Here is a 14,383-nt window from a genome sequence, read left to right as displayed (position 1 = left end):
TGACGGCCGCCAACAGCAAGGGGGAGCAAGCTCCCCCTTCGGTTTTTACCGGACACTAGTGACGCTCTGCGTGGGAATGCCGCCCAGGACGCTCCGCGTCCCTGTGACGCGGAGCGTCACTTGATGCATTCCCACGCAGAGCGTGGGAACGATCAGGGAACCAGCGATCACACGGAAGCCCAAATCTGCGACAATCCGCCCCCTGCGCCACTAGACGACTGAATTGCGTACCTGATGACCGACGAATCGCCCTCCATCGACAAACTGCTGAAAAACCTCGATCACGCCATGCTCGCCGACCGCCACCGGCTGCGGCGGCAGTTGCTTGAGCTGCGCAAGAAACCCGACGAGGCCAAACTGGCCCAGTGGGTAGCGCGGATGCAGGCGTCCTGTGACCAGGTGCTGGCCCGCCGTGCCAGCCTGCCGGTGATTCGTTACGACGACAGCCTGCCGATCGCCGCCAAGCGCGACGAAATCAAGAAGGCCCTGCAACAGCATCAGGTGCTGATCATTGCCGGCGAAACCGGGTCGGGTAAAACCACCCAGCTGCCGAAGATCTGCCTGGAAATCGGGCGCGGCCAACATGGCCTGATCGGCCACACCCAACCGCGTCGGATCGCCGCGCGCAGCGTGGCCGCCCGTGTGGCCGAAGAACTCGGCACGCCGTTGGGTGCCCTGGTCGGCTATCAGGTGCGGTTCGAAGACCAGAGCGATTCCAATACGTTGATCAAGCTGATGACCGACGGCATCCTGCTGGCGGAAACCCAGAACGACCGTTATCTGGAACGCTACGACACCATCATCGTCGACGAAGCCCACGAACGCAGCCTCAACATCGACTTCCTGCTCGGTTACCTGAAAACCCTGCTGCCGCGTCGTCCGGACCTGAAAGTCATCATCACGTCGGCGACCATCGACCTGGAGCGCTTCTCCAAGCATTTCGACGATGCGCCGATTGTCGAGGTCTCCGGTCGCACCTTCCCGGTGGACACCTGGTATCGCCCGCTGACCCTGGAACAGGACGAGGAGGGCAACCGCGTCGAAGACGACCTGACGGTGGATCAGGCGATCCTCGCCACCCTCGATGAAATTGCCGCCTATGAGCGCAGCGAACGCCGCAGCCCCGGTGACGTGCTCGTGTTCCTGCCCGGCGAGCGCGAGATTCGCGACGCCGCCGACATGCTGCGCAAGGCCCAGCTCAAACACACCGAGATCCTGCCGTTGTACGCGCGCCTGTCGCCGGCCGAGCAGCAGCGGATTTTCCAGTCGCACCCGGGCCGTCGCGTGGTGCTGGCGACCAACGTCGCGGAAACCTCGCTGACCGTGCCGGGCATCCGATACGTGATCGACAGCGGCACTGCGCGCATCAGTCGCTACAGCTACCGCGCCAAGGTCCAGCGCCTGCCGATCGAAGCCATTTCCCAGGCCAGCGCCAACCAGCGTAAGGGCCGATGCGGACGGGTCGAGCCGGGCATCTGTGTGCGCCTGTACAGCGAAGAGGATTTCCTCGGGCGTCCGGAATTTACCGATCCGGAAATCCTGCGCACCAACCTGGCCGCGGTTATTTTGCAGATGCTGCACCTGCGCCTCGGCGAAATCACCGCGTTCCCGTTTATCGAACCGCCAGATGGCAAGGCGATCAGCGACGGTTTCAACCTGCTGCAAGAACTCTCGGCAGTAGACCGCAACAGCCAGTTGACCCCCCTTGGTCGCCAATTGGCGCGGCTGCCGGTGGACCCGCGCATGGGCCGCATGCTGCTCGAAGCGGCGAAGCTCGGCAGCCTGCAGGAAGTGCTGATCGTCGCCAGTGCCATGTCGATCCAGGACCCGCGCGAACGTCCGCCGGAACGCCAGCAAGCGGCGGATCAGGCCCATGCGCAATGGAAAGATACCGACTCGGACTTCGCCGGGCTGGTCAACCTGTGGCGCGGTTTCGAAGAGCAGCGCCAGGCGCTGACGGCGAGCCCGCTGCGCAACTGGTGTCGCAAGAATTTCCTGAATTACCTGCGTCTGCGTGAATGGCGCGACTCCCATCGCCAATTGAGCCTGATCTGCCGCGACATGCAGTTGAGCCTCAATAAAGAGCCGGCGGACTATCCAAAACTGCACAAGGCGGTGCTGGTGGGGTTGCTGAGCCAGATCGGCCAGAAAACCGAAGACGGCGATTACCTCGGCGCGCGTCAGCGACGATTCTGGATTCACCCCTCGTCAGGTATCGGCAAGAAGCGTCCGCAATGGCTGATGACCGCCGAACTGGTGGAAACCACCAAGCTGTATGCACGCATGGTGGCCAAGATCGATGCCGACTGGATCGAGCCGCTGGCCGGGCACCTGATCAAGAAAAACCACTTCGAACCCCATTGGGAGAAGAAGCGTGGCCAGGTCGTGGCCTTCGAGCAGATCACCCTGTTCGGGCTGATCGTGGTCGGCCGCCGGCCGGTGCATTACGGTCCGGTTGATCCCGTGGTGTCCCGTGAACTGTTCATCCGTGAAGCGTTGGTGCGCGGCGAGATTCAGTCGAAAGCCAAATGCCTGACCGCTAACAAGCAATTGCTCGAACAACTCGACGAGCTGGAAGCCAAGGCCCGTCGCCGCGACATCCTGGCTGACGAAGAAACCCTCTACGCCTTCTACGATGCGCGCCTGCCGGCAGAAATCCACCAGACCGCGACCTTCGACAGCTGGTATCGGATCAACAGCCAGAAAGACCCGCAACTGCTGATCATGCGCGAGGAAGACGTGCTGGCCCGCGAAGCCAGTGAAGTCACTGCCCAGCATTATCCGGACACGCTGCACATCGGCGACCTGGAACTGGCCCTGAGCTACCACTTCGAACCGAACCACCCGCGTGATGGCGTGACCCTGCGGGTACCGGCACCGCTGTTGCCGATGCTGCCGCCGGAGCGCCTGGAGTGGCTGGTGCCGGGCGTGATCGAAGCCAAGTGCATTGCGCTGGTGCGTAACTTGCCCAAGGCCTTGCGCAAGAATTTCGTGCCGGTGCCGGATTTCGTCAAAGCCGCGTTGCAGCGCATGACCTTCGCTGAAGGCTCGTTGCCACAAGCCTTGGGTCGCGAGTTGTTGCGCATGACCGGCGCCCGGGTCAGCGATGAAGCCTGGAGCGAGGCGGCACAACAGGTCGAAAGCCATCTGCGGATGAACCTGGAAATCGTCGACGCCCAGGGCAAGTTTCTCGGCGAAGGACGCGACCTGGCCGAACTGACGGCGCGTTTCGCCGAAGCCAGCCAGGCTGCCCTGGCGGTACCGCAAACCGCGAAAAGCCAGCAGCCGGTCGAACCGAAAGTGTTCGCCGCCGTCGCCGAGAAAACCCAGCAGAAGATCGCCGGCCTGTCGATGACGGTCTATCCGGCGCTGGTGGAAGAGGCGGGGACGGTCAAGGAAGGACGGTTCTCGACTCCGGCCGAAGCCGAGTTCCAACATCGCCGCGCCCTGCAGCGCTTGCTGCTGCAACAACTGGCGGAACCGGCGAAGTTCCTGCGCGGCAAGTTGCCGGGCCTGACCGAACTGGGGCTGCTGTATCGCGACATGGGCCGTGTTGATGCACTGGTCGAAGACATACTGTTGGCCAGCCTCGACAGCTGCATCCTCGACGGTGAAGACCCGCTGCCACGCGACGGTGCCGGGTTGGCGTCGTTGGCCGAACGCAAGCGCGGTACCTGGACCGAACATGCCGAACGCGTGGCGAAACTGACTCTGGAAATCCTCAAGCACTGGCACGGCCTGCAAAAGCGCTTCAAGGGCAAGATCGACCTGGCGCAAGCCGTGGCCCTGAACGACATCAAGCAGCAGCTCAGCCACCTGGTGTATCCGGGATTTGTCCGGGAAACGCCGATGCAGTGGCTCAAGGAACTGCCACGCTACCTCAAGGCCATCGAACAGCGTTTCGAAAAAATCGGCGCCCAGGTGCAACGGGATCGGGTCTGGAGCGGCGAGTTGTCCGGCCTCTGGACGCAATACCAGACCCGCGCCAACAAACACGCCCAGGAAGGCAAGCGCGATCCACAGCTGGAGCTGTATCGCTGGTGGCTGGAGGAATATCGGGTTTCGCTATTCGCCCAGCAACTGGGGACCAAAGTACCGATCTCGGACAAGCGCCTGAACAAGCAATGGAGCCAGGTCGAGCCCTGACATGGCCTCTGTAGGAGCGAGCATGTCGAATCGTCGCACCTTCGCGATGGACGTCAACGATGACGCTGGGTGCCTGATACCCCGCGGCGTCCTCAAGTCCATCGTCGGAACGCCGCCCGGAGCATGCTCGCTCCTACAGGTATCGCGTCGTACCGCCGTATTTGCAAAAGGGGCGAAAATCCAAGGTTTATGGCAAACTTCGCGACCATAAGCGCCAGTTTCACGGGCTAGAGCCTTCGGCCAGCTCGCGCGACGGATCAAGCGATGCCAGGTTTGCGTCCCCGGGACGGAAATAGACCCTTTGCGTATTGGTACGACTGTGCCAATACTTTCTGCCTGAACAGATTAGAGACACGACCATGCATAACGTCGTCATCAGCGGCACCGGCCTGTACACCCCGGCCAACAGCATCTCCAACGAAGAGCTGGTGCAGTCTTTCAATGCTTATGTCGCTCAATTCAACACCGACAACGCCGAGGCCATCGCCCGCGGCGAAGTCGAGGCGTTGACCGAATCCAGCGCAGCGTTCATCGAGAAAGCCTCCGGCATCAAAAGCCGTTTTGTCATGGACAAGGAAGGCATTCTCGACCCCCAGCGCATGGCGCCACGCTTGTCGGAGCGTTCCAACGACGAATGGTCGGTGCTTTGCCAGATGGCCATCGGCGCAGCTGAACAAGCCCTGCAACGTGCCGGCAAAACCGCCGCGGACATCGACGGCGTGATCGTCGCCTGCTCCAACCTGCAACGCGCCTACCCGGCCATCGCCATCGAAGTCCAGGAAGCGCTGGGCATCCAGGGTTTTGGTTTCGACATGAACGTGGCCTGCTCCTCGGCCACCTTCGGCATCCAGGCCGCGGCCAATAGCGTCCAGCTGGGCCAGGCCCGGGCGATCCTGATGGTCAACCCGGAAGTTTGCACTGGCCACCTGAACTTCCGCGATCGCGACAGCCACTTCATCTTCGGCGATGCCGCTACCGCGGTGATCATCGAGCGCGCTGACCTCGCCACCTCCAGTCACCAGTTCGACATTGTCAGCACCAAGCTGCTGACCAAGTTCTCCAACAACATCCGCAATAACTTCGGCTTCCTCAACCGCGCCGCGGAAGAGGGCATCGGTGCCAAGGACAAACTGTTCGTGCAGGAAGGCCGCAAGGTGTTCAAGGAAGTCTGCCCGATGGTCGCCGAGCTGATCGCTGCGCACCTGGAAGAGAATCAGCTCAACGTCAATGACGTGAAGCGCTTCTGGCTGCACCAGGCCAACCTCAGCATGAATCACCTGATCGTCAGGAAGCTGCTGGGCCGTGAAGCCACCGAGCAGGAAGCGCCGGTGATTCTCGATACCTATGCCAATACCAGTTCGGCAGGTTCGGTGATTGCATTCCACAAGCACCAGGATGATCTGGCCGCGGGCTCGCTGGCGGTGCTCAGCTCGTTCGGCGCTGGTTACTCGATCGGTAGCGTGTTGCTGCGCAAACGCTGAGTTTTTCGCCGTAGCTGAAAAGATCGCAGCCTGCGGCAGCTCCTACATGGATCGATGTTCAATCGCGATATTGCGTTGAACCCGTTCGCGTAGGAGCTGCCGCAGGCTGCGATCTTTTTTTACGCCAATAGAAACAGCCCGGCGTTGACCTATCGGAGGATGATGGGGACCGATAGATCAACGCCAGGCTGCAAGAGTGGCTCAGGCATCCGTGCCGGAGTCGTGTAGCGGGAAATCAGAACTTCGCTTCGGCATCCAGTTGCAGGGTGTTGATGTCGGAGTCCTTCAGGTTGACGCTGGCGTTGGTGTAGTCGGAGTTCGCCATGAAATACGTCGCACCGAGGGTGAAGTTCTTGTCGAGCTCGTAGCTGACTTTCAGCTTGCTGCCGCGCGAACCGGTGAAGCCGTTGGCAAAGTCAGAGTCGGTGAAGGCACCCACCACCGCGTTTTGCTGCACGTCGCGGTAGTTGTAGTCCAGGCCAAAGCCGTAGACCTTGGTCTTGACGCCGGCCAGCCAACCGGTGTCCTTGTCGTTGCTGGCTTCGGCGTTGTGGACGTACTGGCCGTACAGCGACAGCGGCATTGGCAGGCCGCCGATGTCGATCTGGCTGAACCCTTCCCACAGGCGGAACTGCTCGCCCGGGGTGTTACCGTTGACGGCCAGCGCGCATGGCGAGGTGCTGGCGGTGCAGGCGCTGTCTTCGTCGTTGTCGTAGTTGTAGAGGCTGCCGCCCACGGTCATTTTCAGGTTGTCGGTGATGGCGAAACGCGCACCCAATTGACCAGCGTACAGGCGCAGGTCGTGCTTGAACTGCACCCCTTCGCCGTCGACGTTGTCCTTGAGAGTGTAGTGACCGGCGCTGCCGAACAGTTCGGTATTGCCCAGCGGGTATTTGTAAGTCAGGGCCAGGCCTTCCGGGTTGATGTCGCTATCCCAGATGATGTCGCCCATGCTCACCCACGGCTGCAGCATCTTGCCGCCGATCACGTGCAGGTTCTTGATGGCGTCGGGGTGGTAGTCGACATAACCCAGGTCCAGCCAGATCTGCTTCTTGTCGAAGTAGTTGTTCAGGTCCTGGTTGGTGGAGCGAGCGTCGTCGCTGCTGCCGGTGGCAATACGGATGCCGGTGTCGACTTGCGGGTTGATTTCGCTGAACGCGCCCAGGCGGGCCCTTATGCGCTGGCGATCCTGGTCCTTGTTGTTGGAAACGCCATCGTTGTGGACGTTTTCCTGTCGGAAACGCACGTCGCCCTTGAATTGGGTCTTGGCCGCCCACGCCAGTTTCTGGTCGAAGGTGCTCAGCTCATTGGTTTTCTTCGCGGTTGCCGCGATCTGCTCGTTGGTCTCTTGCTGGGCCTGACGAGCGATTTGCTGGTCTTTCTGGTCCCGTGCCAGCTCGGCTTGCAGTTCGCTGTACTGGGCGTTGGTAATCGAGCCGTTAGCCTTGAGCATGTCGAGCAGTTTGGCGTCGACTGCAGCGCTGGCAGGAACACTAATGGCCAGCAACAGGCCGCCACACAAGGCCGCCGCAGTTTTCGTGGAAGCAAGACGCATATCAATCTCCGAAGATGAGAGTGGATGGCTGGACCATCCTGGGCACAACCGACCATGGGGTGGACGGAAAACAGTGGCCGGATATAACCCGGCGCTCTAAAAACAGGCGCCAGTATCGCGATGGTTTATGACAGTGCAGTGGCAGAGTGATGGCATGTCTGTGACGGTGCCCAGTCGTTGCAAACGATTGATCCAGAGCGCTGTCGTCGAATTGCCCGTGTGCAATGCACAGCGATAGGCGATACTCGCCAAGCTTTCACGCCATGAAGAGTGAGGACGGTGATGCCGTTGCAACGCCTGCAAAACCTGTCGGAAATCGACCCGAAAACCTGGGATGCGCTGGTACCCGAGAACCAGCCATTTCTGCGGCACGGGTTTCTCGGCGCGTTGGAAGACAGTGGTAGTGTGGGACCCCATTCCGGCTGGCAACCCGAACATTTGCTGCACGTTGAAGGTGAACGACTGATCGCTGCGTTGCCCAGCTACCGCAAATGGCATTCCTACGGCGAGTACGTGTTCGACCACGCCTGGGCCGATGCCTGCGAACGCGCCGGCATCGATTACTACCCCAAGCTTTTGACCGCCGTGCCGTTCAGCCCGGTCAGCGGCCCGCGCTTGCTGGCGGCCAGGGGTGAAGATGGTTTCGAATTGCTCAAGAGCCTGCCGGGCTACCTGGAGATCGAACAGCTCTCCAGTGCCCATATCAACTTCACCGACCCGTTCACCGACGCCGCACTGGCCGAACAATCTGGCTGGCTGCAACGCATCGGCTGTCAGTACCACTGGCAGAACCGCGGCTATCGGGACTTTCAGGATTTTCTCGACGCCCTGAGTTCGCGCAAACGCAAGCAGATGCGCAAGGAACGCGAGCAAGTGGCCGGGCAGGGGATCGAATTCGAATGGCTCGAAGGTCGGCAACTGACCGAGGCACAGTGGGATTTTGTCTATGCCTGCTACGCCAACACTTACGCGGTTCGCCGGCAACGACCTTACCTGACGCGGGAATTTTTCAGCCTGCTGGCCGAGCGCATGCCGCAGGCGATACGAGTCGTTTTGGCCAAACAAGGCTCACGCCCGGTGGCGATGGCCTTCAGCCTGGTCGGTGGCGACAGTTTCTATGGTCGTTACTGGGGCTGCCTGGCGGAGTTCGACCGCCTGCATTTCGAGACCTGTTTCTACCAGGGTATGGACTACGCGATTGCCAACGGCTACCAGCGTTTCGATGCCGGCGCCCAGGGCGAACACAAGTTGATTCGCGGCTTTGAACCGGTGATCACCCATTCCTGGCACTACCTGCGCCATCCCGGATTGAAAGCTGCGGTCAAGGATTTCCTGCGCCAGGAGCGCCTAGGCGTACTGGCCTACGCCGAGGACGCGAGGACGGCGTTACCCTATCGTCAAGCCTGAACATCGCACCGTTTCCTGTGGGAGCGAGCCTGCTCGCGAAGGCGGTCTATCAGCCGACAAACGTGTTGTCTGACACTCCGTCTTCGCGAGCGGGCTCGCTCCCACAAAGGTTTCGGAGCGGTTCAGTCGATCCCGACGAACCCACCCGTCTGGTGCTGCCACAACCGCGCATACAAACCGCCGTGGGCCAGTAGTTCAGCGTGAGTGCCGGTTTCGGCAATCCGGCCATTCTCCAGCACTACCAGCCGGTCCATTCGGGCGATGGTCGAGAGTCGGTGGGCGATGGCGATCACGGTCTTGCCCTGCATCAGGGTTTCCAGGCTTTCCTGGATGGCCGCCTCGACCTCCGAATCCAGGGCCGAGGTAGCCTCGTCCATGATCAGGATCGGCGCGTCCTTGAGCAGGACGCGGGCGATGGCAATGCGCTGGCGCTGGCCGCCGGAAAGCTTCACCCCGCGTTCCCCGACATGGGCATCGAAACCGCTGCGGCCTTCAGCGTCGGACAACAGCGGGATGAACCCGTCGGCCCGGGCCTTGTGCACCGCTTCCCAGAGTTCGGCATCGGTGGCGTCGGGTTTGCCATACAACAAATTATCGCGGATCGAGCGATGCAGCAGGGAGGTGTCCTGGGTAATCATGCCGATGCGTTCGCGCAGGCTTTCCTGGCTGACGTCGGCGATGTTCTGGCCGTCGATGAGAATGCGCCCGCCTTCCACGTCATACAGGCGCAGCAGCAGATTGACCAGGGTCGACTTGCCCGCACCGGACGGACCGATCAGGCCAATCTTCTCCCCGGGTTTGATCGTCAGGTTGAGCCCGCCGATGATCCCGCTCTGCTTGCCGTAGTGGAAATCCACATTTTCGAAACGTACTTCGCCACGGGCGACCGCAAGGGGTTTGGCCTGGTCGCGGTCAGTCACGCTGACCGGCTGCGAAATGCTCTGCAAGCCATCCTGGACCATGCCGATGTTTTCGAAGATGCCGGTAACCACCCACATGATCCAGCCGGACATGTTGACGATGCGGATCACCAGCCCGGTCGCGAGTGCAATGGCGCCCACGGTGATCAGCGACTGCGTCCACAGCCACAGGGCCAGGCCGGTGGTGCTGACGATCAACAGGCCGTTCATGCTGGTGATGACCACGTCCATGCTGGTCACGACACGGCCGGCCAGTTGGGCTTTTTCGGTTTGCTCCTTGATCGCTTCGCGGGCGTACTGTTGCTCGAAGTTGGTGTGGGCAAACAGCTTCAGGGTGGTGATGTTGGTGTAGCCGTCGACGATCCGCCCCATGAGTTTGGAGCGCGCATCGGAGGCCACCACCGAGCGATCCTTGACCCGTGGTACGAAGTAGTAGAGCGCGCTGATGAAGGCGATGATCCAGGTCAGCAGCGGGATCATCAGGCGCCAGTCGGCTTCGGCGAACAGCACCAGCGAGCTGATGGCGTAGATCAGCACATGCCACAGCGCATCCACCGCCTGCACCGCGGAATCGCGCAGGGAGTTGCCGGTTTGCATGATGCGCTGGGCGATGCGCCCGGCGAAGTCGTTCTGGAAAAAATTCAGGCTCTGCTTGAGCACGTAGCTGTGGTTCTGCCAGCGGATCAGGCTGGTCATGCTGGGGCTGAGGGTCTGGTGCACCAGCAGGTCATGCAGGCCGACGAATACCGGGCGCAAAACCAGTGCTACCACCACCATCCAGGTCAGTTCGAGGCTGTGTCGCTTGAAAAAATCCGCGTTGGGCGTGCCCTGGGCCAGGTCGATGATGCGGCTCAGGTAGCTGAACAGCGCTACTTCGATCAGTGCACCGATCAGGCCGACGATAAGCAGGGCGGCAAAACTGGGCCAGACCTGCTTGAGGTAGTAAGTATAGAAAGGCAGGACCCGATCCGGCGGTGCGGCTGTCGGGGCATCGCGGAAGACGTCGATCAGTTTTTCGAAACGGCGATAAAGCATCGGTTATTCACCCGCGAACGGGCTCTCCTTCAACGGTTTGAGCGTTGCCGGCAACACCGGCAACGGCCCGGACATCCTTGTCCAGCTTAGTCTTAGTCGATGCGCTTGGCCGACTTGATGAACACCGGGTCGGCGGGCACATCCTTCATGCCATTGCGCACGGTAGTGGGCGAATTGACGATGATGTCCACCACGTCCATACCTTTGACCACTTTGCCGAACACCGCGTAGCCATCACCCTGGTCGAGGAAATCGTTGTCCTTGACGTTGATGAAGAACTGGCTGGTCGCCGAGTCAGGGACCGAAGTACGTGCCATGGACAAGGTGCCACGAACGTTGACCAGGCCGTTCTTGTGCTCGTTCTTGATCGGCGCCTTGGTTTCCTTTTGCTGCATTTGCTGGGTGAAGCCGCCGCCCTGGACCATGAAACCCGGGATCACGCGGTGGAAGATCGTGTTGTTGTAGAAGCCGCTGTCCACGTACTCAAGGAAGTTCTTGGTACTGATCGGGGCCTTGACCGGGTCCAGTTCGATTTCGATCTGGCCGTTGGTGGTTTCCAGAAGAACGTGCGGCGCCTTGGCAGGCGTTGCCGCCATCAGGTTGGCGGCAAACAGTACGGAGCCAGCGGCGAGGGCGATTTTTTTCAGCATGGGTCAGTGATCCTGAGTGTGGAAGTGTCGACTGCGGTGAGAAATTCGAGCAGCGTCTGGTTGAAGCGTTCGGGCTGGTCCAGCGGGGTAGCGTGACGCGAATCGGCGATCACGGCCAGCCGCGCATTCGGCAGCAGCCTGACGTAGTTTTCCTTCAGCGCGACCGGCGTGTAGTCGCGGTCGGCGCTGACGATGAGGGTTGGACAGGAAATCCTCGAAAGTCGTTCCTGCACCCCCCAGCCAACAATGGCATCGAAGCTGGCGAGATAAGCATGTTTGTCGTTTTTTGCCCAGCGCTCGGCCATCTTTTGTCGCAAATCAGCCTGTCCTGGCTTGGGGAACAGTTTGCCACCCAGGGCTTTGCCGATGCTGTGGAGGCTGAGTACGCGCATCAGGCTCCAGCGCTTGAACCACTGCCAATAATCGTCGCGGGTGCGCAACTTGACCTCGGGTGCGCTATTGACGATGCACAGGCTCTTGAGCAATTGCGGCTGGTCCACGCCCAGCTGAAAGCCGATCATGCCCCCCATCGACAATCCTACGTAATGAACGGGCTCCAGGTTCAGGTGCTCGATCAGCGCCACCAGGTCGGCGCTGAACCCGGCGATGCTGTAGCGCTCGCGGGGTTTGTCGGAGCGCCCGTGACCGCGCACATCCGGGACGATCACCCGGTAGCGGGCGGCGAGCGCCGGGATCTGTTCTTCCCAGTCGAGGGTACTGGAACCCAGGCCGTGGACCAGCAGCAACGGCGTGCCGTGGCCATATTCCTCGTAGTGCAGGTTGCAACCTTCGTGTTCGAAATAGGCCATGCATTACCTCCGTGTCAGGCTTGTTCTGGGGCGGCGAACGGTGCGTCCAGGGGTGCAGTGTCGAATGTGCGCAGCAGCTCGACAAGAATCTGCGTCGCCGGGCCGAGCGGTTTTTCCTTGTTCGAATACAGGTAAAAGCTCGGGTTGCGGCTGCCGCCCTGGTCCAACGGTAGCACCTTGAGCGTACCTTCCTTGAGTTCGCGTTCGATCATGTGCCTTGGCAACCAGGCGAACCCCAGGCCGCTGCCGACAAAAGTGGCGGCGGTGGCCAGGCTGCCGACGGTCCAGCGTTGTTCGGCACCGAGCCAGCCGACGTCCCGTGGTTGCTGGCGCCCGGAGTCGCGGATGACCACTTGCAGCTGGCTTTCCAGGTCCTGGAAATTCAGTTCGCGGTTGAGGCGGTGCAGGGGATGTTCCGGATGCGCGACCGCGACGAACTCGACGTCGCTCAATTCCGCGCCCAGGTAACCGGGAATGCTGAAACTGCTGATGGCCAGGTCGGCCACGCCTTCGAGCAGGACCTCCTCCACACCCGACAGCACCTCTTCGCGCAGACGCACGCGACAGCCGCGGCTTTGCGGCATGAACGCGGTCAGCGCGCGGACCAGGCGGGCGCTCGGGTAGGCGGCATCGACCACCAGGCGCACTTCAGCTTCCCAGCCTTGCTCCATGTGATGGGCCAGGTCTTCGAGCTGACTGGCCTGTTTCACCAGTTGCCGGGAGCGGCGCAGCAACACGCCGCCAGCCTCGGTGAGTACCGCTTTGCGCCCGTCGATGCGCAACAACGGCACGCCGAGCTGGTCTTGCATGCGCGCCACGGTGTAGCTGACCGACGATTGCGAGCGGTGCAGCGCTTCGGCGGCCTGGGCGAAACCGCCGTGGTCGACCACGGCTTGAAGCGTTCGCCATTGATCAAGGGTCACGCGGGGCGCTTTCATGATGGGCTCCTGTTGTCCTAAGCTGCGCAGTTCTTATTGGAGACTGCTGAATGAAAAAAATCTGTTCTTTGTTGCTGGCGATGCTGCCAATGACTGCGTTTGCTTATCCGATCGACGTACAAAAAGAGCTCAATGGACTGAAGATCGACTACACCACCTATGCCTCCGATTACGACATGGGCTCGATCACCGTGAACAACTACGGCGACACCGCTGCCGAATGCTCGGTGGTGTTTCGCAACGGTCCTGAATCGCCAAAGACTCGCAGGGTCAACCTGGACGCGGGTAAGAGCGCGGATCTTTCAGCCAAGTTCAACCGCAAGATCATCAAGCTGTACATCACCATGACCTGCAAGCCGAAATGACCTCCAGCGGAGCACGCGAATTGCCGATGCTCCGCTTATAAACGAAATTATCGATTGGTTATAGCAGTTATTTGCGCTTTTTCATCGATATGACTCTGTTTAACCTTCACTCCATCGACTTACAGCATTCTCAGATGGAGCCTACAAACCATGTCCCGCGTTCTGATCATCGAAAGCAGTGCCCGTCAGCAAGACTCGGTTTCCCGTCAACTGACCCAGACCTTCATCAGCCAGTGGCAAGCAGCGCACCCCGGCGACCAGATCACCGTTCGCGACCTGGCTGTCAATCCGGTGCCGCATCTGGACATCAACTTGTTGGGCGGCTGGATGAAGCCCGCCGAGCAACGCAGCGACATCGAACAACTTTCCCTGGAGCGCTCCAACCAGCTGACTGACGAGTTGCTCGCCGCCGACGTGCTGGTAATGGCCGCGCCGATGTACAACTTCGCCATCCCGAGCACCCTCAAGGCCTGGCTTGACCATGTGCTGCGTGCCGGCGTCACCTTCAAGTACACCGAAACCGGACCGCAGGGTTTGCTCAGTGGCAAGCGCGCTTATGTACTGACGGCGCGTGGCGGGATCTACGCCGGCAGCACCGCGGATCACCAGGAACCCTACCTGCGCCAGGTCATGGGCTTCATCGGCATCCACGACGTGACGTTCATCCACGCCGAAGGCATGAACCTGGGCGGCGACTTCCAGGAGAAAGGCCTGAACCAGGCGAACGCCAAGCTTTCCCAGGTGGCCTGAGTCGTTAATCGCCAGATAATCACTGGATGGTCTAGTGACCTGGCGCGTAACCCTTCAAGCCTGCACGCGCATCGAACCTCCCTTTGCACTTGTTGCTCCTGAGTGCTCTAGCCCGATTGAACGCTTTAGCGAGATCGGGCTTTTTTTTTGCCCAGGGTTTTGTGAACGGACCCATAACCACTGTGGGAGCGAGCCTGCTGGCCATTGATCGTTCCCACGCTCTGCGTGGGAATGCCGCCAGGGACGCTCTGCGTTCCGCTGACGACGCATTAATTGAGCCGTGCGCAACGGTGATGCGGGGTGTCACAGGAAGCCCTGTGTGAAATT

9 protein-coding genes and 1 pseudogene are annotated in these 14,383 nt (G+C 60.7%); 5 read left to right on the top strand and 5 right to left on the bottom strand.

Annotated features, from left to right (window positions below; all coding sequences use genetic code 11):
• The first annotated feature begins 234 nt into the window (after positions 1-234).
• Complete coding sequence (hrpA, locus tag AC1Q8Q_RS31415) at positions 235-4,146, top strand: ATP-dependent RNA helicase HrpA (RefSeq protein ID WP_168757406.1); 3,912 nt, start codon at positions 235-237, stop codon at positions 4,144-4,146.
• Positions 4,147-4,505: 359 nt separating this feature from the next.
• On the top strand, positions 4,506-5,627 hold the full coding sequence (locus tag AC1Q8Q_RS31410) for a beta-ketoacyl-ACP synthase III (protein WP_168757407.1): 1,122 nt from the start codon (positions 4,506-4,508) through the stop codon (positions 5,625-5,627).
• 235 nt (positions 5,628-5,862) lie between these two features.
• Here the strand turns inward: AC1Q8Q_RS31410 and AC1Q8Q_RS31405 are convergent, their stop codons facing one another.
• Positions 5,863-7,182 carry a putative porin gene (locus tag AC1Q8Q_RS31405; protein WP_151140929.1) on the bottom strand — a complete coding sequence of 440 codons (1,320 nt, stop codon included), beginning with the start codon at positions 7,180-7,182 and terminating at the stop codon, positions 5,863-5,865.
• A 282-nt stretch (positions 7,183-7,464) separates the two neighbouring features.
• On the opposite strand from AC1Q8Q_RS31405, the gene AC1Q8Q_RS31400 reads away from it, so the two are divergent.
• Complete coding sequence (locus AC1Q8Q_RS31400; RefSeq protein ID WP_168757408.1) at positions 7,465-8,589, top strand: GNAT family N-acetyltransferase; 1,125 nt, start codon at positions 7,465-7,467, stop codon at positions 8,587-8,589.
• A gap of 122 nt (positions 8,590-8,711) precedes the next feature.
• On the opposite strand, the gene AC1Q8Q_RS31395 is transcribed toward AC1Q8Q_RS31400, so the two are convergent.
• From AC1Q8Q_RS31395 to AC1Q8Q_RS31380, 4 genes and pseudogenes are all read right to left on the bottom strand, one after another.
• On the bottom strand, positions 8,712-10,544 hold the full coding sequence (locus tag AC1Q8Q_RS31395; protein WP_492615941.1) for an ABC transporter ATP-binding protein: 1,833 nt from the start codon (positions 10,542-10,544) through the stop codon (positions 8,712-8,714).
• Positions 10,545-10,636: 92 nt separating this feature from the next.
• A complete protein-coding gene (locus AC1Q8Q_RS31390; RefSeq protein ID WP_020801287.1) occupies positions 10,637-11,194 on the bottom strand; it encodes a peptidylprolyl isomerase A in 558 nt (185 codons plus the stop codon).
• A 3-nt stretch (positions 11,195-11,197) separates the two neighbouring features.
• Positions 11,198-12,003 (bottom strand): annotated as a pseudogene (locus AC1Q8Q_RS31385) (alpha/beta fold hydrolase).
• A gap of 14 nt (positions 12,004-12,017) precedes the next feature.
• Positions 12,018-12,941 (bottom strand): PA3225 family LysR-type transcriptional regulator, encoded by a 924-nt coding sequence (locus AC1Q8Q_RS31380; protein ID WP_020801289.1) that lies wholly within the window; start codon positions 12,939-12,941, stop codon positions 12,018-12,020.
• Positions 12,942-12,991: 50 nt separating this feature from the next.
• Here AC1Q8Q_RS31380 and AC1Q8Q_RS31375 point away from each other — a divergent pair, with 50 nt between their 5' ends.
• A complete protein-coding gene (locus tag AC1Q8Q_RS31375) occupies positions 12,992-13,306 on the top strand; it encodes a hypothetical protein (protein WP_020801290.1) in 315 nt (104 codons plus the stop codon).
• 150 nt (positions 13,307-13,456) lie between these two features.
• Complete coding sequence (locus tag AC1Q8Q_RS31370; RefSeq protein WP_033044030.1) at positions 13,457-14,056, top strand: FMN-dependent NADH-azoreductase; 600 nt, start codon at positions 13,457-13,459, stop codon at positions 14,054-14,056.
• Positions 14,057-14,383: the final 327 nt, after the last annotated feature.

Source organism: Pseudomonas sp. GW823-FHT06B06 (assembly GCF_058795195.1).
Note: the sequence above shows the minus strand (reverse complement) of the source record. Positions and strands in the feature narration are given on the sequence as shown.